Here is a 25710-nt window from a genome sequence, read left to right on the forward strand (position 1 = left end):
GCAGAGCGCCCTGCTGCACCGCGAGGCACAGGCGGTGTGCCCCGCACGCGACACGTGCGGGGCACCCGGTCAACTGCGGATCCGTCGTCAGGCGTTGGCGAGAGAGACCTCGGTGGACTTGACGAGCGCCACGACCGACGTGCCGGCCGCGAGACCGAGGTCCGAGGCTGCGTCCTTGGTGATGGCCGCGGTGAGACTGCCACCTTCGATGTCCACCTTGACACTGGCCATGGCACCACCCGTCGACACGTCGGTCACCGTGCCGGGCATCTGGTTGCGGATGCTCAGCCCGTCCACGGGGCCGGTGGCCAGGGCCACTTCGGTGGACTTCACCAAGATGCGCACCGCGGCGCCTTCACCGAGACCGAGTTCCTCGACGGCATCGGCCGTGATCGCGGCGGTGACGTTCTGGCCGCCCTCGAGACGGACCCCGACGGTCGCCATGGCTTCGCCGGTGGTGACCGACGTGACGGTGCCGGGAAGCTGATTACGAATACTCAGGCTCATGAGCGAACGCCCCAATATGCGCCGGGAGGCTGGTTTGTGCACGCCCTTTCAGCACTGTAGCCCCACTCTTGGATCATTTCCCGCCCCGCGAGCACGAGGAGGACTGCGAGTCCTTCGGACCGGCGCGACGGAGGCGGTCCGCCCTTCTGCCGCCGTTCGGCCGTTGTGGTGACACTCACGGACCGCTGAGGTGGTTGATCACTTCGGTCACGTCGTCGAGGTCCGTGATCTGCGCAAGGAGCCGTGGCACATCGGCCTCCGCCATGTGGCCGCTGAGGTCGACCACACCGTTGCGTACGGTGACCTTCACGGTGTTCGGGGCGGCAGCGGGGAAGTGGTCGGCGAGGATCCTGGACTCGATCTCCTCGCGGATTCTGGCGTCATCACGTATCAGGGCGTTGAGCAGGGCGTTCCTGTGCACTGCACCCACCAGGCGCCCGTCGTGGTCCGTCACCGGCAAACGCTTGAGACGGGACAGGGACACCAGCCAGGCCGCTTCGGCGACCGTTTGCCCGGGGTACACGGACACGGCCGGCGTGGTCATCAACGTCTCGGCGGTCTCGCCGCGTGCCTTGTCGTGCAGCCGCCGTTCCCTCAACCGGGCGAGCGCGCCCGGACTGTGCCCCGACGCCTCGACGGCGGCTTTGGCCAGCAGATCGGACTCCGACACCACACCCAGCACGTGATCCTCTGCGTCGACCACCGGCAGGCAGCCGACGTGCTCACGGGTCAGAAGCCGGGCGATGTCCAGGAACGGCACGTCTCCGCGCACCGATGCGGCTGGGACGTCCATGACCTCACGGACCAGCAAAGGCTCGGGCTCAGCGCCGGCCGCAGCAGTCCCGATCGTCGGCGTCGGCTCGGAGGATGCCGCCCCGGAGGCCGTAGGCCGGCGTGCGGCAGCCTGTTTCGCCGACACCGAAGCCACCGCACCGAGGTATCGCAGCAGCAGTTCTTCGCGCCGGGGCTCATCGGGCCTCGGCGTCCTGCCGGGGACCGCGCGGCGGGCTTCGGCTCCTGCCGAAGATTTCTCGCGCTCACTCATGGTCGGCTCCTCAACTCACTCGGGCCGAGGCGGCCCTGCCCTCCACGTCTCCCGCTGCCAGAGCTCAGCGGCCCTCGTGGGCCGATGGGGGCACGGTGATCACGGGGCAAACGGCCCTGTGCAGCAGACCGTGCGGAACGGAGCCGAGTCGCATGCCGGTGAAGCCCTCCCGGCCACGACGGCCGACGACCACGGCGAGGGCATGCTCGGCAGCCTCGGCCAGTGCCTCGACCGGATGCCCCCGCAGCACCGTGTGACTCAGCGGTACATCTTGGTGGGCAGCGGACCGCCCGGCGGTCGCTTCGTGCAACTGCCTGTGGCACGCCTCGAGTGCGGCCTGCTCATCGATGAATGCCCACAGCGGCCGCTGCCACACCCACACCGCGTGTACCGAGGCACCTCGCGAGGCGGCGGCTTCCAGGGCATGGTCCAGGGCCGCGTCTGCCGACGGGCTGCCGTCCACTCCGGCCACGAGATACGGCGGCTCCCCCACCGTGCGCTCGGCTTCCGGCACGACAACCACCGGGCAGGCGGCGTTCGCGCTCACGGGGACCGTCGTGGAAGCCGCGCTGAGCACCTCCGCCAGCCGCCCCAGCCGACGCGAGCCCAGGACCACCAACCCCGACCGTGCGGACTGCCGCACCAGCGCCTGCGCAGGATCGACGTCCGTGACGAACGTCGTCACCTCAAGACCCGGCTGCCGTTCATGGGCACGGACCACGGCCTTGTCGAGCGCCTCGTCCCCCAGCTGCCGCAGGGCCTTGTGATGGGCGGTCTCCTCGACGCCACGCACGTGGTGGGTCACCGGCAGCACCGCGTGGACCAACTGCAGAGGCACCCCGCGGCGGGCGGCCTCGTCGGTCGCCCAGTCCAGGGCGGCATCCTGCCGGTTCACGGCGTCGACGCCGAAGACGACCGGGAGTACACGGGCAGATGTCATAACTCCTCCACCGGTCTGCATCCCAGGTGGCGGCAGCCATCGGCTGCGGCCGGCTCATACCAGCAGGCTACGCAGAGGGAGGTCGGCGCGGCAGGACCGAGTGGTCCCCTCCGTGGAGCCGTTCGTCCGTTCCTCGTGGAGCCGTTCGTCCGTTCCTCGTGGAGCCGTTCGTCCGTGAATCGGCAAGCCCGGGGACCTTCGGCTCCCGAGGCTGCCTGTTCGGCCCCTGCGATCTTGAATCCGGTGCGGTGGACTGGACATGCAGTAACCGCGATACCGAGGAGCCTGGTCAGAAGGAGATCAGCACCATGACCCGTCATCTGACCGCCGGCGTGGACGGCTCGCCCGAAAGCCGCTGGGCGGCGGCGTGGGCTGCCGACGAAGCCGTGTTGCGCAGCGTGCCGCTGCGGATCGTCTACGCCGAGGACTGGCCCATCTCCGTCACCATGCCGGTGAGCGGTCTCGAGACGCAGCAGCGTTGGTCCGACGAGATGCTGACCGAGGTCGCGAACGACCTGCGGGAGCGCCATCCCGGCCTGGAGATCACCACCCTCCGGCTGTCTGCGCGGCCCCCGGCGGCCCTGTCCGCCGAGGCGGGCGAGTCGGACCTGCTGGCGCTCGGTTCACGGGGGCTCGGCCGCATCACGGGGTTCTTCATCGGCTCGATCGGCATGGCCACGATCAGTGCCACCGAGCGGCCGGTCGTGCTCGTACGCGTGGCCGAACGGCCGGACGATGTGCCGCCACCCGCACGTATCGGTCCCTACCGCGACCTGGTCGTCGGTGTGGACGTCCACCAGCCCTGTGACGCGCTTCTGGCCTTTGCCTTCGACGAGGCCGCACGGCGGGACTGCACGCTGCGCGCCGTGTACGGCTGGTCACTCCCCCTGCCACTCGCCCAGGATCCCTTGCTCGACAGGGGAGTCCGCCGGGAGGCGGCTGCGGAAGTCGACCGCGCGCTCGCCGACCTGCTGATGCCCTGGCGGCAGAAGTTCCCGTCGGTGGACGTTGTCGAACGGGCGCTCGTGGGCTCTCCGGGAGAGCAACTGGCCCACTGCGCCACCGACGCCGATCTCGTGGTCGTCGGCCGGCGCATCCGCAAGTCCCCTCTGGGGGCTCACATCGGCCCCATCACCCACGCGGTGATCCACCACTCCCCGGCACCCGTCGCCATCGTCGCCCACCACTGATGGCCGTGCCCGACAAGAGGGTCTTCTGCCCGCACTACACGAGGCGCGATCGCCGCGGCTACCCCGGGGGTCCCTCGTGGGAGAACACGGCTACGGTCCGTCCTGCACAACGCGGCACGACCCGACCCGCTGCAAACCAAGGCCGCATGGGCACACAGCGGGGACCTCATGGCCCAAGCGCGCGGCGGGCCGCTGTCGCAGCCTTAAGGCGTGGACACTGCCGGCACCCGCATGGAGCAGCCGCCGGCCAGGACCCGGGAGGACACCGATGAACAGCACCTTTCTCCACGGCCTGCCGTCGGAGGGCCGGGACCGTCTGATGGCGTGCTCGCACGAGGTCTCGTTCCCGGCGGGCACGCGGATCTTCGACGAGGGCGACCCGGCCGACCATTTCTGGATCATCCGCACCGGTGCCGTCACCCTCGACCTGCAGGCGCACGGCCGCCGCGCCGCCACGGTGGAGACGCTGGGCCACGGTGATCTTCTCGGCTGGTCCTGGCTGGTGCCCCCGTACGACTGGCGGCTGGGGGCTGAGGCTTTCAGCCTGGTGCGGGCCCACGACTTCGACGCCAAAGCCGTACGCGCCCTGTGCGATCTGGATCCCGCTTTCGGCCTCGCACTGACCCGCCGCGTCCTGGAGGTCGTCGCGCGCCGGCTGCAGGCCACCCGGATCCGCCTCCTCGACCTCTACGCTCCCCACGGCAGCGGCGAGATGCAGGTCCCGCAGTGAACCTCCTGCGGTATCCGAACGGAGAGACGTCATGACACGCATAGCGGAGTGGAAGATCCGGCTCTACCTGTTCGAAGAGGACAGGGCGACGAAAGTCCGCGTCGTACTGGACACGGGGGCCAACGTGCTGAGCGGCCTCGGGGTCGCCCGCTGCAACCCCGAGGACAGGGACGTGCCGGAGATCGGCGACGAACTGGCCGCGGGCCGCGCCCTCAACGACCTCGGGCGACAGCTGATGACCACGGCCCACGGCGACATGGAGGCCCTGCCGACCGGGCAGTCGGCACCGGGCGCCACACGCGGCGCCCCCTGATACCGGACATGCTCAGCCGGTCAGCCAGTACAGGACCGAGGTGTGCCCGGGTGGGTGTCCCGCAGGGTTCGCTCGGCCCTTCCTGGCAAGGGCGCCGCACCAGGACCCTGTAGCTGTGGCCGTGCATGCGGCCGGAAGGAGGTCGGTACCGATGTCCCGCCATGTGACCGCCGGCCTGGACGGTTCGCCCGAAGGCGCCGCCGCCGCCGAATGGGCGGCACAGGAGGCGCTGCTGCGGGAGGTGCCACTGCGACTCGTGCACGCGAACGAGTGGCCGGTCTGGACGACTGAACCTGTGGCCGTCGCCGACATACAACGACGCTGGGCCGACCAGCTCCTGACCGAGGCCGCGGAACAACTGCGGCGCAAACACCCGTCCCTGGAAGTCGCCACGCGCCAGTCGCCAGGGCGGCCGCCCGCCGTCCTGGCTGCAGAGGCGGCCGAGGCCGACCTGCTGGTGCTCGGTTCGCGCGGAATGGGCTGGATCATGGGCTTCGTCCTCGGGTCGGTCGCCATGGAGACGATCACCGCCACCGAGCCGCCAGTCGTTCTCGTACGGGTCCCGAAGGGTGCCGGCCAGGACGCTTCAGCCGGATCCGCACATGACGTGGTCGTCGGCGTCGACATCCACCAGTCCTGTGACCCACTCCTTGACTTCGCGTTCGACGAGGCCGCACGGCGCGGCGGCCACCTGCGGGCGCTCTACGGCTGGTCCCTCCCGCCGGTCGTCCGTGACGCCTCCGCACTCGTAGCAGCCGAGCGCGACATGGCCCCCGGCATCGCCCGCAGCCTCGGGGACCTCCTGGCGCCCTGGCAGCGAAAGTACCCTTCGGTGACGGTCGTCGAGCTGACGCCCATCGGCGCACCCTCCCAACTGCTGGTGCAGTCCGCCGCCGACGCGGAGCTCGTGGTCGTCGGCAGGCGAAGCCGCCGGTCTCCCCTGGGCGCCCACGTCGGACCCGTCACCCACGCGGTGATACACCACTGCACAGCACCCGTCGCCATCGTCGCCCACCACTGACCTCCCTCGGTCAGACCTGGGCAGCGCCCCCACGTTCCCCGGCTCTCGCGTGTCGGATCCCGCCACGGTCACCCGTGCCGGAATGCTGGGCCCGTGAACACCGCTGTCGCGGTGCCGGCCGCCCTGCTGTCCGCGCTCACCTTCGGAGTCGCGTCCGTACTCCAGCAGCAGGCAGCGAGCGAGGCGCCTGCCTGGGAGTCGCTGCGGCCGCGGCTGGTCCTCGACCTGGCACGCCGACCGAAATGGCTGGCGGGCATGGTCCTGACCATCGCCTCCTACGCACTGCTCGGCCTTGCTCTCGCTTTCGGCCCACTCGTCCTGGTCCAGCCGCTGGCGGCCACCGATCTCGTCTTCGCCCTGCCGCTGCTCGCCTGGCGCCGCAACATGCCCCTGACCTACCGGGAGATGGCCGGAATCGCCTGCACGGCGGGGGGCGTGACCCTGTTCCTGACGGTCCTTCCGCCCTCCCCCGCGGGGTCGGACGTTCTGGCGGGGCACGAGTGGCTACCGGTGCTCACGGTCGTCGGCGGCGCGGTGGCGCTGCTGGCTCGGATCGGACGCAGAAGCCGGGCGACAACGCGGACGGCCCTGTACGCGGCCTGTGCGGCCCTCTTGCTCGCACTGCTCGACAGCCTCACCAAGAGTGCGGCAGGCCGGTTCCGCGCCGACGGGCTCGGCGCACTGACCCACTGGGAGCCCTACGCTCTGCTCACCGTCGGCGTGATGGCCCTGGTCTTCTCGCAGAGCTCCTACCAGGCAGGCTCACTGGCCATCAGCCTGCCGGTCATCGACACCCTGGAACCGATCGGCGCCGTGCTGATCGGCATCGCCGTCTTCGGAGAGCAGCTCGCCTCGTCCACCTGGGGCCTGGCTGTCCAGGCGTTGGGGGCAGCCACCGCGATCGTCGGCATCGTGCTCCTGGACCGCTCGCCGCTGGCACGGACCTGAGGCTGCGCAGGAGCGGGGCTGTCCGCCGGGGGCCGGCGCACGGCGGAGCGGCGCGGCACGCGGTCTGCCCGATGACTCAGGTGTCGTCGACCGCGTCCGGCTTCGGCACCTGCCGTACCGAAGCGCCGCGGCTCGGTGGCCCCGGCTGGCAGCGAGCGGCCGTCCCCACCCGAGTGCCCCCGCAGGCGCGGCCCTCCTCGATCATGCCCGCGTCGCATCGGACACAAGGCCGAACGGTCTCCACCGCCGGGTCCGTTTGCGCGGGGCACCGTGTCCGGGGCGGGAAGACAGGTACTTCAGAGCTCCTCAAGTGCAGGCCCGTCGAGATCCGGCCGAATGTCCACCACGTCCTCCTCGCCCGCATGTATGACCCGGCCCAGGAACCCGCATGTATGACCCGGCCCAGGAAGCGGAGGGCGGGAAGCGGATGGTGCGCGGAGGATCCGATCACGGGGTGTCCGCGCCTTCCTTCAGCGGAGCCGGCGCAGATACGGGTCGTGTGGCCGCCGGGGCGCCAGTCGCACGCGGGCGTCGGCCACGGCAACGCCGGCCGGGCTCGCCAGGACGGGGTTGCAGTCGGCCTCGGCGAGCTGCGGCAGGTCCGCGGCCATGCGGGAGAGTCGCAGGAGCAGCTGTTCGATGCCTTCGAGGTCGACGGGGTCGGCACCGCGGTAGCCGTGGAGCAGTGGGGCGCAGTGCGGGGCTGCCGTCAGGTCATGGACGTCCTCGACCGTCAACGGGGCGAGCCGGGCCGCGTGGTCGGCCAGGAGCTCGGTCGCCGTTCCACCGAGGCCGAACAGCACCAGCGGGCCGAAGACCTCGTCCTGCACGACGCCTGCGAAGAGTTCGACGCCGCCCTCGGCCATGGGCTGGATCAGCACGCCGTCGAGCTTGTCGCCGAAGCGGTCCACGAAGTCGCGGTATGCCGAGCGCACCTGCTCGTCACCCCGCAGTCCGAGCCGCACTGCGTGTTCCTCGCTCTTGTGGACCAGTCCGGGCCAGTGGGCCTTGAGGACCACCGCGCCGTCCGCCTCCCGTAGCCGCCCGGCCGCTGCCACCGCCTCGTCCCTGGTCCGGGCCCAGGCCCAGGGGAGCTGGGGAATGCCGTAACAGTCCAGCAGCGCCGCGCAGTCCCGGGGGGACAGCCACCCGCCCGCGGCCTCGCGGCCGAGATGCGCCTCGACGGCCGCGACGGCCGTGGGGGCGTCGACGCGGACGAGGGCGGGAACGGTCCCGGGCGGCCTGGCCAGCCATGCCGAACGCGCCGCGGCGTGTGCGAGGGCCCGGGCCGCGGCCTGCGGATCGGCGTAGGCGGGAACCGCGCCGGAAGCGGCGGTGAGCAGCCGGACGGAGACGTCCTGGTCGGGCAGCACGGCGGCGAGCGTGCAGTCCGGGTGACCGGCGACCTCGGTCACGGCGCGCGTGAGGTCGTCGCCGGTCGCGGTGGCGACGGCGGTGGGGACGAGCGACACCAGGACGGCGTCCACCGCGTCGTGCGCGGTCAGTGCGTCGAGGAAGTCGCGCAGTTGGTCCTCCGATACCGCGGCAGTGGTGTCCACCGGGTTGGTGGCGCAGGCTCCCGTGGGCAGCACGGCAAGGAGCTTGTCCACCAGCTCCGGCGGGAAGGGCGCCACGTCCAGCCCGGCCTCCACACAGGCGTCCGCGGCGAGCACACCCGTGCCGCCGGCGTTGGCGACGACCGCCACGCGTCGTCCGGCGGGCAGCCGCTGCGCGTGCAGCAGCGTGGCGGTGTCGAGGAGTTCGGCGATGCTCCGTGTGGCGGTGATACCGGCCTGCCGGAAGAGCGCCCGGCGTGTCACGGTCGGGGTGGCGGCGGCAGCGGTGTGTGAGGCCGCGGCGCGCCGGCCCGCGTCCGTACGTCCCGCGTCGACGGTGAGCACGGGTATGCGTCGGGCCACGCGACGGGCGGTCCGGGAGAACGCGCGGGGGTTGCCGAAGGACTCCAGGTGCAGCAGGGCCAGGTCGGTGTGCCCGTCGGATTCCCACCACTGCAGCATGTCGTTGCTGCTGACGTCGTACTTGTCGCCGAGCGACACGAAGCTCGACACCCCGATGCCCAGCCGGGACAGCCCCGCCAGCAGCGCGATGCCGACCCCGCCGGACTGCACGGCGACGCCCGCCGTGCCCGCGCGGGGGCGGTCGGCCGCGAACGTCGCGTCGAGCCCTGCACCCGCTTCCGTGTTGGCCAGCCCGAGACAGTTGGGGCCCGCGAGCCGCATCCCGTGCCGGCGGCAGGCGGACAGCAGCGCGTTCGCCTGCCGTGCGTCGAAGCCGGCGGAGAGCACCAGCAGCGCACGCACGCCACGGGCACCGCACTCCTCGGCGACGGCCGGCACAGCAGGGGCGGGCACGGCGACGACGGCGAGGTCGGGTGCCTGCGGCAACGCGGCCACTGAGCGGTACGTCGGCACGCGCAGGACCACGGATGCTTCGGGGTGCACGGCGTAAAGCCGCCCGCTGAACCCACTCGTGCGCAGATTGCGCAGCACCGCCCGGCCGACCGAACCGGGATGCCGTCCCGGCCCGACCACCACGACCGACCGCGGCCGCAGCAACGGCCGGAGGCTGGCGACATCGGCGGTCCGCCCCCGCGCCTCGACGGCTGACAGATACGTCTCGTTCTCGGCGAGCCGGACCCTGCAGTGCACCTCGGGCCCCTCGAAGTGCCGGCTGACGTTCAACCCGAGGTCGGCGAAGACCTTCAGCACCTCGCGGTTCTCGGAGAGCGCGTCCGCGACGAAGGACGTGATCCCGTCGGCGCGGGCCAGGGACACGAGGTGCTCCAGAAGCAGCGTCCCCACGCCCCGGTGGTGCCACCGGTCGCCGACGGCCAGCGCCACGTCCGCGTCGGAGCCGTCGTCGCCGTCGCCGTCGCCGTCGAGCCGCTCGTACTGGGCGAGCCCCACGAGCTCGGAGCCGCTCTCGGCGAGCAGCGCGCGGGCACCGGCGCGAGCGCGCGAACAGAGCCTCTCAGCGGCCTTCCGGCCGGAGTCGCGGCTGAGGGTGAAGAACCGCAGGCGCAGGGTCTCGGGCGACATCTCCTCGTAGAGTCTCCGCACGGCGTCCTCGTCGCCGGGTACCACCGGGCGTATCCGCACAGTGGTGCCGTCCGGAAGCAACACGTGGACGGGCTCGGGGGTTCGGTCGTCCTCGGCCATGTCGAACCTCCCAGCAGACCTCTCGAAACGGGCCTCTCCTCCAGGATCGGCTCGGGCACGCACCGGCGCACGGGGGGCTTTCCGCGGCTCGCCGGAGGGCCGGACGGCCGGATTGCAGCCTCGTGGGACTGCCTCCACGATGAGGTCATGGTTCCCGTGGGTCCCGCAGACCGCTTCGACGCGTTTCGGGCCCTGGCCGACCGGCGTGGGCGGCCGGGTGACCGACTGGTCGAGGCCCTGGCCGAGGTCGGGGCCGGAACGGTGGACGGCCCCGAGGACTGGGCTCCAGCTGTCGCCGCCGGCATGGGCCTGCCCGCTGCCGCCGCGCTCGGCCCAGCCCGCTACTACGCGGATCTCGCCGCCCCGCACGGGCGCCGTCACGTCCGGGTCTGCGCGGCGACGGCGTGCTTTGCCGCGCAAGCCGGACGGCACCTCACCCATGTGGAGCACGAGTTGGGCGTCATCACGGGCACTGCGTCACCTGACGGCGAGACGTCGCTGCAGAGCGTCCGCTGCCTGGGGTACTGCTACGCGGGTCCCGCGGCACTCGACGGTGACACGCCCTGCACGGGCCCGACGCTCACCGATCAGCTCGCGGGACGAGAGCCCCGTCGAGCTCCGGAGATCCCGGCGGCCGACGACACCGGCGACCCGGTTCTGCTGGCAGGCGTGGTGGCCGGTGAGCCTCCGTGGCAGGTCTGGCCGCGGACGGTGACGGCCGGCACTCCTGACGGGGTCCAGCGGGACGTGTCGGCATCCGGGCTGCGGGGGCGGGGCGGGGCGGGGTTCCCGGTCGCCGCGAAGTGGGAGGCGGCCGGCCGGGCGCCCGGCACTGTCGTGGTGGTCAACGGAGACGAGGGGGATCCCGGCTCGTATGCCGATCGGCTGTTGATGGAGGCGGATCCGGAGCGGGTACTGGAGGGCTTGGCACTGGCCTGCTTCGCGTGCGGGGCACTCCGGGGTGTGGTGCTGGTCCGCTCGGAGTATCCGCGGGCCCTGGCACGGATGCGGGAAGCGGTGCGGCAGGGATACGCCGACGGGCACTTCGGCCCGTCCGTGCACGGCACGGACACCTCCCTGGACGTCCATGTGGTCGAGGGCGCCGGGTCATACGTCGCAGGTGAGGAGACCGCCCTGATCGCGAGCCTGGAAGGCGACCGGGGCTGCGCCCGCCCGCGCCCGCCCTACCCGACCCAGCGCGGGCTGTGGAATGCGCCGACCGTGGTGAACAACGTCGAAACCCTGGCCGCCGTCCCGTGGATCGTCTCTCGGGGCGGTGAAGCGTACGCCGGGCGCGGGGCTCTCGACGAAACCGGGACGAAGCTGGTCTGCATGTCGGAACGGTTCGCCCGGCCGGGCGCGTACGAAGTCGAGCTCGGCACCTCGGTGGAACGGATCGTCACGGAGCTGGGCGGCGGCCTGAAGGACGGCGCCGAGCCGGCCGTGGTCCAGGTCGGCGGGCCGCTGGGCGGCTTCCTCGCCCCTGGGGCTCTGGACGTACCGCTGACCGCTGCCGACCTCGATGCCCGAGGCGCGGCACTCGGCCACGCCGGCCTCGTCGCCTTCGACCGGCGCGTGGCTCCGGAGGATGTCATGCGGCACATCTGGCAGTTCGCCGACGCCGAAAGCTGCGGCGCGTGCTCGCCCTGCCGCGTGGGCTCGCGCCGCGGCCTGGAACTGGCTGCCGCGGGCGGCCCGCCGGGGGCAGAGTGGGAAGGGCTGGCGCGGGTCCTGACCGAGGCGAGCCTGTGCGCCTTCGGACGGCGGATCCCACCTGCCGTGCACAGCCTCGCCCGCGCCTACGGGGACCGACTGGCGGGATGGGCCCCATGACCGGAATCGAGATCGAGGTCGACGGCGCGGGCGTCGCCGTGCCCGAGAGGGCTTCGCTGCTCGCGGCGGTGCGGGCGGCCGGGGTTGAGCTGCCCGCACTCTGCTCCGACGACAGGCTCAGCCCTGCCGGATCGTGCCGCACCTGCCTGGTACGGGCCGACGGGAGGATCGCGGCGGCTTGTGTCACGCCGGCCGCAACCGGGGCCCGGGTCGAAGCCGACACCGACGATCTGCGAGTGCTGCGTCGGGAGGCGGTGGAGCTCATCGCCTCCGCTCTCCCGTCCCGTGCCCTCGTCGACGACAACCCCAGCGAGCTCGCGCATGTCTGCCGGTCACTGGGCATCGGCCCTGAGGCGGCTCGCGGGGCCGGAGGCCTGGGCGGGGACGACTCCCACCCGTACGTCCATCTCGACCGTGACCTGTGCATCGCCTGCGGCCGGTGTGTCCGCATGTGCGCCGAGGTACAGGGAACGTTCGCCCTCACCCTGGTCGGGCGGGGCGCCGACACCGTCGTGGCCCCGGGCACCGGCGGGTCCTGGGCCGAATCTGACTGTGTGGCCTGCGGCGGCTGCGTCGACACGTGTCCAACCGGGGCGATCACCGAGCCCGGTCCGGCGCGCGGGCTCACTTCCGGGATCCGCCCGACGGCGGCCCGCACACGCACCACGTGCGGCTACTGCGGCGTCGGGTGTGCGTTGGATGTCGTCGCCCGCGACGGCGAGGTCACGGCGGTACTCCCGGCCCGGGAAGGCCCGGTCAACCAGGGGCACGCCTGCGTCAAAGGGCGCTTCGCGCACGGATACCTCACTTCTCCCGAACGGCTCACCCGGCCCCTGATGCGACGCGACGGCCGCCTGGAACCGGTCGGCTGGGACGAGGCGCTCGGCCGTGTCGCCCAGAGGCTGCGCGAAGCCGTTGACGCCGGCGGGCCGGACGCCGTGGCGGCGATCTCCTCGGCCCGCGCCACCAACGAGGAGAACTACCTCGTCCAGAAGTTCATGCGGGTCGTGATCGGCACCAACAACGTCGACAACTGCTCGCGCCTGTGCCACTCTCCGTCCGCCGCCGGTCTGACCGCGTCCTTCGGGCTCTCCGGCGGCACCGACAGCTTCGACGACGTGCAGCGGTCCGACTGCTTGCTGGTGGTCGGGGCCAACCCGGTCGAAGCCCACCCGGTGGTCGGAGCGCGACTGCTGAGGCGCGTGCTGCACGGCGCCAAGCTCGTGGTCGCCGACCCCAGAGCCGTCGGCCTCGCTCTGCACGCCGACGTGCATCTGCGGCCCCGTCCCGGCACCAACGTCGCGCTCTTCCACGGGCTCGCCCACATCCTGCTCACCGAAGGACTCGCCGACGAGGAGTTTCTACGGGAGCGGGCCACCGGTCTGCCGGGCCTCACCGAGCTGCTGGACGACTACCCGCCCCACCGGGTCGCCGACATCACCGGGGTGCCCGCCGCGGACCTGGTCGCCGCTGCCCGGCTCTACGGCCGTGCCCAACAGCCCGCGATCGTCTACGGCCTGGGCGTCACCGAGCACCTCCACGGCACGGACGGGGTGCGGTCCCTGGCCAATCTGGCGATCCTGCGCGGTGCCGTGGGCACCGGCCGCGGACACGGGGTCAACCCGCTGCGCGGACAGAACAACGTCCAGGGTGCCTCCGACATGGGCGCGCTCCCCGACCTCCTGCCCGGCTACGGCAGGGTGACCGACCCGGCCGCACGGTCCAGGGCCGAGGCGGTATGGGGCGTACCGGTTCCGGGTCGCCCCGGCCTGCGCATCCCGGACATGTTCGCCGCCGCACGGGCCGGGGATCTGCGGGCCCTGTGGGTCATCGGTGAGGACGTCTGCGCCACCGACCCGGACGCGAACCGGGTGGTGGAAGCCCTGGAAGCGTGCCCGCTCGTGGTGTGCAACGAACTGTTCCTGTCCGAGACCGCCCGCCACGCCGACATCGTGCTGCCGGTCGCGTCCTGGCTGGAGAAGGACGGCACCTTCGTCAACTTCGACCGCCGGTTCCAGCGAGTCCGTCGCGCCGTGCCCCCGCCGGGCGAGGCACGTACGGACTTCGACATCGTGCACGCCATCGCGACAGCCATGGGCAGCGGCATGGGCTGCCCGACTCCGGCCGACGCACTGGCCGAATGTGGTCGGGTCGCGCCCGTCTTCGCCGGTCTCTCCCACGACCGTCTGGACCGGGAGGGCGCCGTGCCGTGGCCTTGCCCGGATCCCGACCGCCCTGGCGAGGCCACGCTGTACGCGGAGAGGTTCGCCACGCCGGACGGGCGGGCCCACCTTGCCGCGGCCCCCTACGTCCCACCGGGCGAACAGCCCGACGACGACTATCCGCTGGTTCTGGTCACCGGTCGGCGATGGGCCCACTACAACTCCGGCAGCATGACCCGCCGCGGCGGCAACCTCGCACTCGATCCGGACGACTTCCTCGACCTCCACCCCGACGACGCCATCCGGTACGACGTGAGGGAGGGCGCGCGGGTCGCCGTGGAGAGCCGGCACGGACGGGCCCGGCTCATCGCCCGGATCAGTGAACAGACGGCCCCAGGCCAGGTCTTCTGCTCGTTCCACTTCCCCGCGAGCGGAGTGAACCGCCTCACCTCCAGCCATGCGGACACCGTCACGTCCTGCCCCGAGTACAAGGTCACAGCCGTACGCGTGGCCGCGCCGTGACCTCGTCCCGCCAGGGTGTCCCGACATGGGTACCGGAACCCCCGTACTGAAGCCCGGTGACGGGGGACGCAGGCCGGCGGCCCCCAGTGGGACGAGCGGCCCCGCCGTACAGCCCCTGTCGGCCGGGCACGTCTTCGCCGCGCTGGGCACCTCTCCGCGGGGACTGACGTCGGCGGAAGCGGCAGCGCGGCGGAACCGGTTCGGGCCCAACGAGCTGCCGCCCGCCAAGCGGAGGGGACTGTGGCGAGATCTCGTCGGACAGTTCACCGACCTCTTCGCCGTGGTGCTGCTCGGCGCGTCGGCGATCACGTTTCTGGCCCATGGGCTTCAAGAGCCCCGTGACGTGGGCACCTTGCAGCTGGCGGTGGCGATTCTGGGCGTGGTGGTGCTGAACGCGGCTATCGGCTTCGCGCAGGAGTACTCGGCCGAGCGGACGGCGGAATCGCTGCAGGCCATGGTTCCGCGCTCTTGCCTGGTGCTCCGCGACGGTGAGCGGCAGGAGCTGCCCGCCCGCGACCTGGTGCCCGGAGACGTCGTCGTCCTGGAAGCCGGGGACGCGGTGTCTGCGGACTGCCGCCTGGTGGAGGCACACGAGGTCTCGGTGAACAACGCGGCCCTGACCGGGGAGAGCGATGCCGTCGGGCGCACGGGTGAACCGGTGGCGGTCGGCCCGGTGCTCGAAGCCCGTAACTGCGTGTTCATGGGCACCGATGTGGTGGCGGGCTCCGCGAAGGGCGTGGTGTTCGCCACCGGTGCGGCAACGGAGTTCGGACGCGTCTTCCGGCTCACCGCGGCAGCACCGCGGCAGAAGACCCCGCTGCAACGCCAGGTCGCCTTGATGGCCCGCCGGGTCGCGGGCACGGCCCTGGCAATCGGCGCGGCCCTGTTCGCCGTGCGGGCGTCCACCGGGCAGCCGCTCGTGGAGACCTTCGTCTTCGCCCTCGGGGTCATGGTCGCGCTCGTACCCGAGGGGCTTCCGGCGACGTTGTCGGTGTCGCTGGCCATCGGCGTACGGCGCATGGCCCGTCGGCACGCACTGGTCAAGCAGCTGCTGGCGGTGGAGGCGCTGGGTTCCACCACCGTCGTGTGCACGGACAAGACCGGGACACTCACCCAGGCCGAGATGACCGTCGCCCAGGTGTGGGCCGGCGGCGCGTCACACCCCGTGTCCGGCGTGGGGTACGCGCCTGTCGGCGAAGTGACCGATCCCAGGCCGGTGCGCGAGCTGCTCCGCGCGGCAGGGCTGTGCTCCAACGCCCGGCTCGTCCCTCCCCCTGGGGGCACCTCCGGGGCCGTCAGGTCCGGGGGGAACATCGCCGGGAGGTTCCCCCAGACGGACCGCGAGGGCTGGCGGGTGCTCGGCGACACCACCGAGGGGGCCCTGCTCGTCGCCGCAGCGAAGGCCGGCCTTGACCTGACCGCCGAGGAAGCCGCCACGCCCCGTGTGGCGGAGTACCCCTTCGACTCGACCCGCAAGCTGATGAGCACCGTGCACGGGACCCCCGACGAATACCGCGCCTATGTCAAAGGCGCACCACAGGAGCTCTTGGCCCGGTGCACGGCCATCGAGTGGGGAGGTGACCGGCTGCCGCTGACCGATGAGCTTCGCGCGGTGGTGACCGCCGCCAACGACCAATTGGCCTCCCAAGGGCTGCGCGTGCTGGCGGCGGCGTCACAGCCTCTGGCCGACCCCCGCCCCGCCCAGCACAAGGTTGAATCGGAGCTCACGTTTCTCGGCCTGGTCGGGATGCTCGACCCGCCACGGCCGGAAGTCAGCGACGCCGTCGACGCCTGCCGACGGGCCGGGATCCGCATCGTCATGGTCACCGGCGACCATCCGCTGACCGCGGAGGCCGTCGCCCGCCGCGTTGGGATCGTGCGGCAGCCCGCGCCCACGATCGTGACCGGCACCCGACTGGACTCGCTCGACGACGACGGCCTTGACGCACTGCTCGCCGCGTCCGGCGAGCTGCTGCTGTGCCGGGTCGGCCCCGAACACAAGATGCGCGTCGTCACCGCCCTGCAGCGGCGCGGCGAGGTCGTCGCGGTCACCGGCGACGGCGCCAATGACGCCCCTGCCCTCAAGCACGCGGACATCGGCGTCGCGATGGGCGCCTCCGGCACCGACGTCGCCCGGGAAGCCGCAGTGGTGGTGCTGCTGGACGACTCGTTCGCCTCCGTCGCGGCGGCGGTGCGACTCGGCCGGTCCGTCTACCAGAACATCCGCAAGTTCCTCGTCTACGTCTTCAGCAGCAACATCGGCGAGCTCGTCCCGATCGTTGCTGCGACCTTCGCGGGGTTCCCCCTGGTGCCGATCACCGCGGTCCAGATCCTCGCGATCGACCTCGGCTCGGACGTCCTGCCCGCTCTGGCGCTCGGCGCCGAGCCGCCGGAACCCGATGTCATGGACCGCCCGCCCCGCTCACGGCGCGAACGACTCTTCTCCGCCACCGTGATGGGGCGCATCCTGTTCCTGGGCGGCATCCAGGCCCTCGGCGTGACCGCCGTGTTCTTCTGGCACATCCACGCCTCGGGAATCCCGTACGCCGACTTCACCGAGGACAACCCCGTCTACCGCGAGGCGCTCACCCTGGTCCAGGCGGGGATCGTGCTCAGTCAGTTCTTCGTCGCTCTCGCGGTGCGCACCGATCGGCAGAGCCTGTTCCGGATCGGGCTGCTGTCCAACCCGTGGTTGATCGCCGCCGGCTGTTTCGGCGTCACCCTGATGGCGGCGATCAGCTATCTTCCCCCGCTGCAGGCTCTCTTCAACACCGCGCCGCTGGACGTCGCCGACTGGGCAGTTCTCGCCGGTTTCGGAGCAGTGCTGCTGGCTGCGGAGGAGACCCGTAAAGCGTGGTTGCGCCGCCACCGGCCGACGAGCGCAAAGGGAGAAACAGGATGAGAGTGATCATCGCGGGCTGCGGGCGTGTGGGATCCACGCTCGCCGTCCAGCTCACCGCCGAAGGCCACGACGTACGGCTCATCGACCGCAGCCGCAGGACCCGCCGACTGCTGCCCACCGGCTTCCCCGGGCAGTTCCACGAAGGCAACAGCTACAGCCGGACCGTGCTCGAAGCCGCCGGCATCGAGCACGCCGACGCGTTCGTCGCCGTCACCTCGGGGGACAACAGCAACATCGTCAGCGCACGGACCGCCAAGGAGACCTACCGGGTCCCCGTCGTCCTCGCCCGCATCTACGACCCCCGCCGCGCCGACATCTACCGCGAACTCGGCATCCCCACCATCGCCAGCGTCCGCTGGACCGTCCACCAGATCCACCAGATGCTGCTGCACCGCCATCTCACCCCCGAACTCACCTTCGGCAACGGCGAAACCCTCCTGGTGCGCTCCCGGCTTCCCGCGTACCTCACCGGCCGACGGCTGACCGAGTTCGACATCGACGGCGAGATCCGCGTCGTGGAGGTCACCCGGGCAGGCCGCTCCCTCGTGCCCGCCCACAGCACCCCCGCCGAACCCGGCGACCTGGTCACCTTCGCCGTCGCCGCCACCGCCCTCGGCCGCCTGCGCGGCTTCCTGGACAAGGAGCTCGGGACGTGAAGGCCCTCATCGCCGGCGCCGGCCGCCTGGGCACCCAGGTCGCCCAGGTCCTCGCCGCCGCCCGCAACGACGTCACTCTCATCGACATCGACGAGAACCGCATCACCGAACTCGAAGGCCACCTGCCCGTTCGCCTCGTAGAAGGGGACGCCTGCGAACCCGCCCTCCTCGAACATGCCGGTGCCCACACCACGGACCTCGTCATCGCCACCACCGGCAAGGACGAGGACAACCTCGTCATCAGCCTCCTCGCCAAGCGGCAGTTCGCCGTCCCCCGCGTCGCCGCACGCGTCAACGACAACGAGAACACCTGGCTCTTCGACCAGCATTGGGGCGTCGACACCGCAGTCCCCGCCGCCATGCCCCTCATCTCGCTCATCGAGGAAGCCACCGGCGCCACGGACACGGTGGCCCTCCTGCGCCTGAGCAAAGCGGGCGTCGACGTCATCGAAACCGCCATCACACCGCAGTCCCGCGCCGCGGGCCGCACTCTCGCGGAGATCACTCTCCCCGCGGGCAGTGTCATCGCCACCGTCATCCGCGCCGGCCAGCCCACCGTCCCCACCCGCGAGATGCGGCTCCAGCCCGGCGACGAACTCCTCGTCGTCTCCCACGCCGCCACTGAACAGGAAATCCAGGCCGCCTTCCAGTAGCGGCCACGAGCCCCGCCAGGCCCGTTCCCGCAGTGCCTCACCACCACGTGTCCGGGCGCCTCGAGATGGCCGACGCGGGTGCCTGCTCGCGACCGCCGACCTGCCGTCACGGCCGTCGCGTCAACCCGCGCCGGCCGGGTGGTCCGGAGGGCTCGCCGACCATGCGACCGCGTCTTCGAGTGCGTCGTAACCGAACCGCCGCACTTCGGCCCGGACGAAGTGGTTCGCAAGATGAGGCATCAGGCCGGCGAGCTTGCTGTCGGCCGCCAGCGCGACCCTCCTGACCCTCCTGTGGTGGTCGCGGACGAAACGCACATGCCGGAGCAGGCTCCCGACGTTCTCCCAGCCGGAAAACTCCCGGACGTGGAGCACGACGCCGGCCAACTCGGCGTGTGTTTCGAGCCAGCCGTCCGTGGTCAGTGACAGGGCATCGAAGTCCTGGGCGCGCAAGGGCTGTTCGACCTCGACAACGATGACGTGGGACTCGGGCAGGAGTCGTTGGGAAATTCCGGGACCTTCGGGCAGCGAACTCAGCCAGCGGAGGGCCTCGTCCCGCTCCCGGTTGCCGAAGACGCGCACCGGGCAGGGCATCAGAAAGCTCGCGAGCCGAGTCGACCGACGGATCCAGTCGATGTCGCTGACGACCGCGCAGCCTTCGAACAGCCGCAGGGAGGTAGTCCCGATCTTGAGGTCTTCCCACCCGGCCCCGGGCGTGAACGACCGGAATTCCGGGCCGAATTCGTACAGGAACCGGATACGGCGACCTTCGCTTCGTGCACTGTCGACGAGCGACTCGATCACCATCTCGTAGTCGTCCTTCGAAACGGTTCCGACCGCCTTTACCGCGTCGACTCCGGCAGGCACGTCCTTGAGTCTCTCAAGCATGCCGTTCCTCCCTCAGCACCTTTGCTCCCTGCAGCCCGGACGAGGCCAACACTCGGCATCGGAGTCGGGAGCGACTCCCATGCCGGTGGCTGCATGCGAAGGAGCCTGCGATGCGGCTCCACAAGGAGCCGAGGCCGGTCCGCGTCCGCGTCGGCGTCGGCGTCGGCGTCGGCGTCGGCGTCGGCGTCGGCGTCGGCGTCGGCGTCGGCGTCGGCGTCGGCGTCGGCGTCGACGCGCGTGTCCGCGAGGTGGGCATCCGAATCGCACGACACGGCGTTCGGCGGCCGGTGTACGCCCACATCGGCCGGCCCTGCGACACCGGCAGCCTGCACTCGCCCGGCGTGGACGGGGAGACGCTGGTGACGCCCTGCTCACCCTCGGGGTTCCAGGGCCGGTCACCGTGATCACCGACGAGTTCCCCGACCTGGTCCGGCAGAGCCGGTCACTTCGCGGCGCAGACGACCTCGACGAAGTGGCCCACCTGCTCCTCCGGCAGGCGACGTGCAAGGTCCGCTTCGCTGATCATGCCCACCAGGCGGCGGTTCTCGATGACCGGCAGCCTCCGGATCTTGTGCTCTTCCATGGCCTGCAGGACTTGGTCCGTGTCGGCGTCGGCGTCGATCGTGATCGGCTTGCCCTGCTCGAGCATGCCCGCAGTCATGGTCTTCGGGTCCTTGCCCTTGGCCAGACACTTCACCACGATGTCACGGTCGGTAATGATCCCGTGGAGCCGGTCGTCCGGCCCGCAGATCGGCAGAGCTCCGACGCCCAGCTCACTCATCCGGCGCGCCGCGGCCTCCAGTGTCTCGCTCTCCTGGATGCAGGTGGCACCGGCATGCATGATCTCCCGTGCAGTGGTCATGGTCGTCTCCTTCGGCCCTTGCGATCTGCGCGGGGAGAGCCCATGGAGCCGGGCCCTCCCCGGCCTGTACTCCTTGAGCCCAGTGTGGGTCCGTCGCATCCCGTACGCATGCCGGCGAATCGGTGGCGACCGACCGCCGTGCCCACGCTGCGCGAAGGCCAACGGCCAACCCACGTCTGCTCCGGTACGGCCCAGCCCGGTGCGACCGGCCAGACCCGCACGCCACGGCGCCGGCCATCGGAACCGGCGCGGTCCCGAGCAGCCACCGAGTGGACGGACAAAGAGGGCCCGAGTGGCCCGCGAGCGAGGCCGGCCGGCACTGGCCGCCCTCCTCCGTACGCGCGGAGAGTAGGGAGTCTCAGGAGGTGAGCCACGGTGACGTACTGGAATGGTGGCTGGGTCTGGATGACCCTGATGCCGCTGCTGTGGATCGTGTTGTTGGGCCTTGTGGTGTGGGCGGTCCTGCGGCTGACGCAGCACTCGGCTGGTCGTCACGACGCCACGGAGCCCTGGAAGCCACGGAGGGAAACGCCGGAGGACATCCTTGACCGCCGCTTCGCCTCCGGCGAGATCGACGCGGACACGTACTCCGAAGCACGCAAACGCCTCGCCGCCCACCGGACGGGGCCCGGGTGACCACGCCGCGCAGCTGGTTGCCGCTGACCGTTCTGGTCGTCGCGGTGGCCGGCGCGACCGGACCGGCAGATCACCACCGGCGGACGGCCCGGGGCCGGCTCGGGAAGCGCCGCTTCAGCGACGAGCGCGCTCAGAGGCAGGTGGACGGCCTCCGCCGGGGCGTGGCCCGCGGCCCATTCGTGCGCCTCGCGCACGTCCGGCAGCACGGAACCGCCCGGGTCAAGGGTGCGTCCGAGGGCTTCGGCGGGGTCGATCCGGCCGGGCTCCCGGTGGAGGAGAGGCATGGCCGTTGCAGAAGGCTCAGTGCTCCGGCGTTCTCGACGGGACCGTCGCACGCGGCGGAGGCTCAGGCCACAAGCGCGCCTGGAGACGCATGACGACATGGCCGAGGCCGGACAGCGCGGCGGCGATCGCCAGGTCGGTGAGCGGAAGTGGCTCGGTACCCAGCAGGGCCCGCAGGGGAGGCAGATAGACACCGGCCGCCTGGAGGAGCAGTGCCGTGCCGACCGCGACCAGCAGGAACGGGTTGGCCAGGCTTCCCGGGCGGGCCCGGGAACCGAGTGCCACGCCGAGCTGTGTCGCGCCGAGAACCAGGAACATCATGGACTGCCAGGGGCGGCCCGTCTCCCGGGCCCAGACCCCGGCGGCAAGGGTCACTACGGCGACGAAGGCCCCCATGACCAGGATCCGCGGCCACAGGCCGGCACCCAGCACGCTCTCGGCGGGAGGCCGGGGCGGGTGGCGCATCGCGTCCGGGGCGACGGGCTCCGCGCCGAGGGCGACACCGGGCAGGCCGTGCGTGAGCAGGTTGATCCACAGGATCTGCGCGGGGAGCAGCGGCAGCGGCATCCCGAGGAAGGGGCCGACGAGCATGACCAGGATCTCCGCGGTGCCCCCGGCGAGGCCGTAGAGGAGGAACCGGCGCACGTTCGCGTAGACCCGGCGCCCTTCCTCGACGGCCGACACGATCGTGGCCGGATTGTCGTCGGCGAGCACAAGATCGGCCGCTTGGCGTGCCACCTCGGTGCCGCGCCGCCCCATGGCCACGCCGATGTCGGCCCGGCGGAGAGCGGGGCCGTCGTTGACGCCGTCACCTGTCATCGCCACCACGTGCCCCGCCCCGCGCCAGGCCTGCACGATGTCCAGCTTCTGTTCGGGGGTGGTCCGGGCGTAGACGCGTACGCTCGTCAGATCGCCCGCTGTGCCTTCCCGGATCCTCTCGCCGGTGGTGACCTCCTCGTCCCGGGAGGCGATGCCGAGGCGCTCGGCCACGGCCCGTGCGGTCAGGGGATGGTCGCCGGTGACGAGTACGGGGACGATGCCGGCTCTTTTGCAGGCGGCCATGGTCGCCTCCGACGCGCTCCGTGGCGGGTCCAGGATGCCGACGAGGCCGAGAAGCGACAGACCCGACTCCCATGTCCGAGGCCGTTCCGCCGATTCCTCGTGGTCGGCCGAGGCGACGGCGAGCACTCGGTAACCGTGGCGTGCGAGCACCTCGGCCTGCGCCGCCGCCTGTGCGAGTACGTCAGGGCCGTCGGCCAGAACCTCCGGCCGGAGCAGCGATTCCGGCGCTCCTTTGCACGCGACCCGCAGTCCGCCCACCGGCCGACGGTGCACGGTCGTCATGCGCTTGCGGCCGCTGTCGAACGGAATCTCCTCGACGCGGGGCAGCTCCCGGTCCAGCTCCGCTCTGTCCAGCCCGAGGCGCGCCCCGGCCGCGAGCAGGGCTGCCTCCGTGGGATCGCCCAGCGCGCGCCACTCCGTCGAGCGGTCCGACGAGGGCTCCAGCGCGGCGTCGTTGCACAGCATCGCGACGCGCAGCAGCGCCGCCAGGTCCGGCGCATCGCCCGTGGTGACCGTCTCGCCCTCGCGGACGACCCGGCCCTGAGGTTCGTATCCCTCACCCGTGACCGTGGCCTCTCCGCGTGGCGTCCACAGCTGTTCGGCTGCCATCCGGCCCTCGGTCAAGGTACCGGTCTTGTCGGTGGCGATCACGGTCACGGAGCCCAGAGTCTCCACTGCGGGCAGTCTGCGGGCGATGGCCTGCCGGTCCGCCATCCGCCGTGCACCCAACGCGAGCGCGAGCGTCACCACGGCGGGAAGGGACTCCGGAACGGCCGCGACGGCGAGGCTGATCGCTGCGACGATCATCAGCTCCACGGGTTGGCCGCGCACCAGCCCGAGAGCGAGGACGACGGCGCACAGCGCCACGATGACAGCTGCCAGGATCCGGCCGAACCTCGCCAGCCGATGCTGCAGCGGAGTCAGACCGGGCCCGGCACCCATGAGGGAGGCGATCCGGCCGAGCGCGCTGTCGGCTCCGGTGGCGGTGACCACGACGCGGCCGCGGCCGCGGACAATGACCGTGCCCGCCGACACCCTGCCGCACGACGGGTCACTGTCAGGAGCCTTCTCCACCGGAACGGACTCGCCCGTCAGCGAGGACTCGTCAGCCATCAGCAGTGCCGCGGCCTGTACGTCTCCGTCGGCGGGAAGGATGTCACCCTCGGACACCAGGATCAGATCACCGGGCACCACCTCGGCAGCCGGGATCGAACGTTCTTCGCCGTCCCGCACCACCCTGGCGGCGGGGGCACTCATGGCGGACAGGGCCATCACGGCCTGTTCTGCCCGCACCTCCTGCACCACGCCGACCACTGTGTTCACAGTGATCACGAGCAGAATCACGGCGGCGTCGGTGAAATCACCGGTGGCGATCGTCAGAGCAGCGGCCACGAGCAGCACCAGGATCAACGGGTCACGCAACTGCTGCAGCACCCGCCGCCACACGGGGGTGCGCGGCTCCGACGGGACCTCGTTGGGCCCGTAGAGTTCGAATCGCCGCGCGGCCTCGTCAAGCGACAGCCCCGCCGCTCCGGGTGGCGTACTCCGGAGTTCGTCCACTTCCCACTCAGACCTTCGGTCGCCCCCGTGCTGGTTCACTGCCTCAGCGGAGCTGCGTCCCCACGGCCATCGCGAACCCCTCGTCCCGGGTCAGCCAGGAGGGGTGAGGAGCGCGTCAATGAGATAGACAGTGGCGTTGGCGGTGGTGATGTTGCCGCAGACGATGTTTGCCGTGTCATTGACCTTGTACGACGTACCCGCGCCGGAGGTGGTGAGTTCGGAGCCTTCCATCGTCTTGAACGAGCCGTTCGGCAGCCGGCTCGGTGTGATGTCGTCGTCCACCACGTGGTAGGTCAGTACCTTCTTCAACTGCTCCGGGTCCGTCATCAGTGAGTCGCGCTGTGCCTGGGACAAGCTGTTGAAGGCGTGATTGGTCGGCGCGAAGAGGGTGATGTTGTCCGATCGGTTGAGGGCGTTGTCCAGCCTTGCATTCGTCAACGCCGCTGACAGCTCGGCCAACTGGCGGCTTCCGGCCGCAGCATCCGCCACCTTCTGCTGGGCCATGGCGGCGATGCTGCCTTCTCCGCTCTCGGGCAGTTCCGAGCAGTCGGGGCCGAACGTTCCCGTCGGACCGGGAGTCGGCTCCTGTGCGTAGGTCTGCGAGGCGAACGCGCCGAGCGAGAGCGGAACTGCGACCGCCGCTGCAATGACGGCCCGTGCCGTGCGAACTCCCATGAACCTCATCGTGAATCCTCCTTGGGGGACGGACTTCGTGCACGTGCCGGCGACAGCTGCCCGACCGGCCATGGGACCGCGAACCTCCACGTAACCAGCCCCCACCGGGGAGCGCACTTCGGGCTCGTGGAGCCCCACAGTGCCCGCGGTCCTGGACCGCTGATCTCTTTGCTGTCCCCGGGAAGGATCAACTTGCCGGACGGGAGCGAAGTCGACTCCCGCGGTGTCAGGCTCGCTGTGGGATGACGGCGACCGGGCACTCGGAGTGATGGAGCAGGGCGTGGGCGACCCTGCCGAGTTGCAGACCGAGGTGCCCGTGCCGCCTCAGGGCGCCGACGACCAGCAGGTCGGCATGGGCCGACGCGTCCAGGAGAACCTTGTGGGCAGGGCCTTCGACCGGCCGGCGTTGCACCTCGACCCGGGGATGGTCGCGTACAGGCTCGCGCAGCGCGTCACTGAGGGTGGCCGAGGCACGCTCCTCGTGCGCACGGGCGGCATCGCCCGCCAGGAGGGGGTGGTCCGCGGGCTCGTGGGCCGGGCAGCGCCAGGCTCGCACGGCCTCCAGGGCACAGCCGCGTGCCTCGGCCTCGCGGAAGGCGAACCGTACGGCGCTTGAGCCCTCGGTCGAATCGCCGACGCCAACCACCACCCTCCCGCAGGCTCCCCGCCGGTTCGGCTCGGAGCCGCGGACCACGACGACCGGGCACACGGCACGGGCCGCCACCGTGAGGCTGACCGACCCCAGCAGCAGCCCGGCGAGTTCACTACGCCCTCGGGCGCCCGTGACCAGGGCAGATGCCTCGTGTCCCTCCCGTAGCAGCGCGGACACGGCATCGTCGGGCAGCACCTCGCCCGACACCTTGACCTCTGGATTGCGCAGTCGGGCGCGCTCCGCGCCGGAGGCGATGATGTGTTCCGCCATGATCTCTTCGGCGGGACGATCGGTGCTGGTGGACGGGCGGCTGCCCTCGTACCGCTCCCACAGGGAGCCGTAGATCAGACGCAGTGGCAGCCCGTGGCGTGCCGCTTCGTCGACCGCCCAGTCGACCGCCTGCAGGCTGGAATCCGATCCGTCTACGCCGATCACCAGCGGGAGTTCCATCGTCTCCACCGTCTTCCTCTCCGGCCTCTTCGAGCGCCCCTGTGA

General features: G+C 71.4%; 21 protein-coding genes. 12 read left to right on the forward strand and 9 right to left on the reverse strand.

Going from position 1 to position 25710, the window contains the following annotated elements:
- Positions 1-87: 87 nt before the first annotated feature.
- The 3 genes from ACZ4SA_RS22290 to ACZ4SA_RS22300 all read right to left on the reverse strand — a co-directional run bounded on the left by ACZ4SA_RS22290 (position 88) and on the right by ACZ4SA_RS22300 (position 2492).
- A complete protein-coding gene (locus tag ACZ4SA_RS22290) occupies positions 88-507 on the reverse strand; it encodes a TOBE domain-containing protein (protein WP_468277196.1) in 420 nt (139 codons plus the stop codon).
- 175 nt (positions 508-682) lie between these two features.
- The gene (locus ACZ4SA_RS22295) at positions 683-1552 is read right to left on the reverse strand and encodes a CBS domain-containing protein (protein ID WP_468277197.1); all 870 of its coding nucleotides are present in this window, start codon (positions 1550-1552) and stop codon (positions 683-685) included.
- A 64-nt stretch (positions 1553-1616) separates the two neighbouring features.
- Positions 1617-2492, reverse strand: a complete 876-nt coding sequence (locus ACZ4SA_RS22300) for a universal stress protein (RefSeq protein ID WP_468277200.1) — start codon at positions 2490-2492, stop codon at positions 1617-1619.
- A 308-nt stretch (positions 2493-2800) separates the two neighbouring features.
- On the opposite strand from ACZ4SA_RS22300, the gene ACZ4SA_RS22305 reads away from it, so the two are divergent.
- The 5 genes from ACZ4SA_RS22305 to ACZ4SA_RS22325 all read left to right on the forward strand — a co-directional run bounded on the left by ACZ4SA_RS22305 (position 2801) and on the right by ACZ4SA_RS22325 (position 6694).
- Positions 2801-3682 (forward strand): universal stress protein, encoded by an 882-nt coding sequence (locus ACZ4SA_RS22305; protein WP_468277202.1) that lies wholly within the window; start codon positions 2801-2803, stop codon positions 3680-3682.
- A 268-nt stretch (positions 3683-3950) separates the two neighbouring features.
- Positions 3951-4412, forward strand: a complete 462-nt coding sequence (locus ACZ4SA_RS22310; protein ID WP_468277204.1) for a cyclic nucleotide-binding domain-containing protein — start codon at positions 3951-3953, stop codon at positions 4410-4412.
- A 31-nt stretch (positions 4413-4443) separates the two neighbouring features.
- Positions 4444-4725 (forward strand): DUF1876 domain-containing protein, encoded by a 282-nt coding sequence (locus tag ACZ4SA_RS22315; protein WP_468277206.1) that lies wholly within the window; start codon positions 4444-4446, stop codon positions 4723-4725.
- A 151-nt stretch (positions 4726-4876) separates the two neighbouring features.
- On the forward strand, positions 4877-5746 hold the full coding sequence (locus tag ACZ4SA_RS22320; RefSeq protein WP_468277208.1) for a universal stress protein: 870 nt from the start codon (positions 4877-4879) through the stop codon (positions 5744-5746).
- A 93-nt stretch (positions 5747-5839) separates the two neighbouring features.
- Entirely contained in the window at positions 5840-6694 is an 855-nt protein-coding gene (locus ACZ4SA_RS22325; protein ID WP_468277209.1) for a DMT family transporter, read from the forward strand.
- A 470-nt stretch (positions 6695-7164) separates the two neighbouring features.
- Here ACZ4SA_RS22325 and ACZ4SA_RS22330 read toward each other — a convergent pair whose 3' ends face one another.
- Positions 7165-9873 (reverse strand): bifunctional acetate--CoA ligase family protein/GNAT family N-acetyltransferase, encoded by a 2709-nt coding sequence (locus ACZ4SA_RS22330; protein ID WP_468277212.1) that lies wholly within the window; start codon positions 9871-9873, stop codon positions 7165-7167.
- A gap of 147 nt (positions 9874-10020) precedes the next feature.
- On the opposite strand from ACZ4SA_RS22330, the gene ACZ4SA_RS22335 reads away from it, so the two are divergent.
- The 5 genes from ACZ4SA_RS22335 to ACZ4SA_RS22355 are packed head-to-tail and all read left to right on the forward strand — an operon-like array spanning position 10021 to position 18601.
- Positions 10021-11706 carry an NAD(P)H-dependent oxidoreductase subunit E gene (locus ACZ4SA_RS22335; RefSeq protein ID WP_468277214.1) on the forward strand — a complete coding sequence of 562 codons (1686 nt, stop codon included), beginning with the start codon at positions 10021-10023 and terminating at the stop codon, positions 11704-11706.
- Positions 11703-14390 carry a formate dehydrogenase subunit alpha gene (fdhF, locus tag ACZ4SA_RS22340; RefSeq protein WP_468277216.1) on the forward strand — a complete coding sequence of 896 codons (2688 nt, stop codon included), beginning with the start codon at positions 11703-11705 and terminating at the stop codon, positions 14388-14390. Before ACZ4SA_RS22335 ends, fdhF begins: the two co-directional genes overlap by 4 nt.
- A gap of 25 nt (positions 14391-14415) precedes the next feature.
- Entirely contained in the window at positions 14416-17292 is a 2877-nt protein-coding gene (locus tag ACZ4SA_RS22345; RefSeq protein WP_468277218.1) for a cation-translocating P-type ATPase, read from the forward strand.
- Positions 17289-17948 (forward strand): potassium channel family protein, encoded by a 660-nt coding sequence (locus tag ACZ4SA_RS22350; protein ID WP_468277220.1) that lies wholly within the window; start codon positions 17289-17291, stop codon positions 17946-17948. The genes ACZ4SA_RS22345 and ACZ4SA_RS22350 overlap by 4 nt, the downstream gene beginning before the upstream one ends.
- Positions 17945-18601, forward strand: coding sequence for a potassium channel family protein (locus ACZ4SA_RS22355; RefSeq protein WP_468277223.1), 657 nt, complete (start codon positions 17945-17947; stop codon positions 18599-18601). The genes ACZ4SA_RS22350 and ACZ4SA_RS22355 overlap by 4 nt, the downstream gene beginning before the upstream one ends.
- A gap of 120 nt (positions 18602-18721) precedes the next feature.
- Here the strand turns inward: ACZ4SA_RS22355 and ACZ4SA_RS22360 are convergent, their stop codons facing one another.
- Entirely contained in the window at positions 18722-19486 is a 765-nt protein-coding gene (locus ACZ4SA_RS22360; protein ID WP_468277225.1) for a SpoIIAA family protein, read from the reverse strand.
- 110 nt (positions 19487-19596) lie between these two features.
- Here ACZ4SA_RS22360 and ACZ4SA_RS22365 point away from each other — a divergent pair, with 110 nt between their 5' ends.
- A complete protein-coding gene (locus ACZ4SA_RS22365) occupies positions 19597-19890 on the forward strand; it encodes a hypothetical protein (protein ID WP_468277228.1) in 294 nt (97 codons plus the stop codon).
- Positions 19891-19928: 38 nt separating this feature from the next.
- Here ACZ4SA_RS22365 and ACZ4SA_RS22370 read toward each other — a convergent pair whose 3' ends face one another.
- Positions 19929-20348, reverse strand: coding sequence for a CBS domain-containing protein (locus tag ACZ4SA_RS22370; protein WP_468277230.1), 420 nt, complete (start codon positions 20346-20348; stop codon positions 19929-19931).
- Between the two features lie 375 nt (positions 20349-20723).
- On the opposite strand from ACZ4SA_RS22370, the gene ACZ4SA_RS22375 reads away from it, so the two are divergent.
- A complete protein-coding gene (locus tag ACZ4SA_RS22375) occupies positions 20724-20984 on the forward strand; it encodes an SHOCT domain-containing protein (RefSeq protein WP_468277233.1) in 261 nt (86 codons plus the stop codon).
- Positions 20985-21284: 300 nt separating this feature from the next.
- Here the strand turns inward: ACZ4SA_RS22375 and ACZ4SA_RS22380 are convergent, their stop codons facing one another.
- From ACZ4SA_RS22380 to ACZ4SA_RS22390, 3 genes are all read right to left on the reverse strand, one after another.
- Positions 21285-23888 (reverse strand): cation-translocating P-type ATPase, encoded by a 2604-nt coding sequence (locus tag ACZ4SA_RS22380; RefSeq protein WP_468277235.1) that lies wholly within the window; start codon positions 23886-23888, stop codon positions 21285-21287.
- Between the two features lie 90 nt (positions 23889-23978).
- Positions 23979-24563, reverse strand: coding sequence for a fasciclin domain-containing protein (locus ACZ4SA_RS22385; RefSeq protein ID WP_468277237.1), 585 nt, complete (start codon positions 24561-24563; stop codon positions 23979-23981).
- A gap of 226 nt (positions 24564-24789) precedes the next feature.
- Entirely contained in the window at positions 24790-25665 is an 876-nt protein-coding gene (locus tag ACZ4SA_RS22390; RefSeq protein WP_468277239.1) for a universal stress protein, read from the reverse strand.
- Between the last annotated feature and the right edge of the window lie 45 nt (positions 25666-25710).

The organism is Streptomyces sp. NPDC027962 (assembly GCF_055566095.1).

Coding starts and splice junctions, on each gene's coding strand:
- ACZ4SA_RS22315 (WP_468277206.1), top strand. CDS start 4,444: ATGACACGCATAGCGGAGTGGAAGATCCGGCTCTACCTGTTCGAAGAG.
- fdhF (WP_468277216.1), top strand. CDS start 11,703: ATGACCGGAATCGAGATCGAGGTCGACGGCGCGGGCGTCGCCGTGCCC.
- ACZ4SA_RS22385 (WP_468277237.1), bottom strand. CDS start 24,563: ATGGGAGTTCGCACGGCACGGGCCGTCATTGCAGCGGCGGTCGCAGTT.
- ACZ4SA_RS22360 (WP_468277225.1), bottom strand. CDS start 19,486: ATGCTTGAGAGACTCAAGGACGTGCCTGCCGGAGTCGACGCGGTAAAG.
- ACZ4SA_RS22295 (WP_468277197.1), bottom strand. CDS start 1,552: ATGAGTGAGCGCGAGAAATCTTCGGCAGGAGCCGAAGCCCGCCGCGCG.
- ACZ4SA_RS22335 (WP_468277214.1), top strand. CDS start 10,021: ATGGTTCCCGTGGGTCCCGCAGACCGCTTCGACGCGTTTCGGGCCCTG.
- ACZ4SA_RS22300 (WP_468277200.1), bottom strand. CDS start 2,492: ATGACATCTGCCCGTGTACTCCCGGTCGTCTTCGGCGTCGACGCCGTG.
- ACZ4SA_RS22310 (WP_468277204.1), top strand. CDS start 3,951: ATGAACAGCACCTTTCTCCACGGCCTGCCGTCGGAGGGCCGGGACCGT.
- ACZ4SA_RS22370 (WP_468277230.1), bottom strand. CDS start 20,348: ATGACCACTGCACGGGAGATCATGCATGCCGGTGCCACCTGCATCCAG.
- ACZ4SA_RS22320 (WP_468277208.1), top strand. CDS start 4,877: ATGTCCCGCCATGTGACCGCCGGCCTGGACGGTTCGCCCGAAGGCGCC.
- ACZ4SA_RS22305 (WP_468277202.1), top strand. CDS start 2,801: ATGACCCGTCATCTGACCGCCGGCGTGGACGGCTCGCCCGAAAGCCGC.
- ACZ4SA_RS22390 (WP_468277239.1), bottom strand. CDS start 25,665: ATGGAACTCCCGCTGGTGATCGGCGTAGACGGATCGGATTCCAGCCTG.
- ACZ4SA_RS22290 (WP_468277196.1), bottom strand. CDS start 507: ATGAGCCTGAGTATTCGTAATCAGCTTCCCGGCACCGTCACGTCGGTC.
- ACZ4SA_RS22365 (WP_468277228.1), top strand. CDS start 19,597: ATGCGGCTCCACAAGGAGCCGAGGCCGGTCCGCGTCCGCGTCGGCGTC.
- ACZ4SA_RS22330 (WP_468277212.1), bottom strand. CDS start 9,873: ATGGCCGAGGACGACCGAACCCCCGAGCCCGTCCACGTGTTGCTTCCG.
- ACZ4SA_RS22345 (WP_468277218.1), top strand. CDS start 14,416: ATGGGTACCGGAACCCCCGTACTGAAGCCCGGTGACGGGGGACGCAGG.
- ACZ4SA_RS22350 (WP_468277220.1), top strand. CDS start 17,289: ATGAGAGTGATCATCGCGGGCTGCGGGCGTGTGGGATCCACGCTCGCC.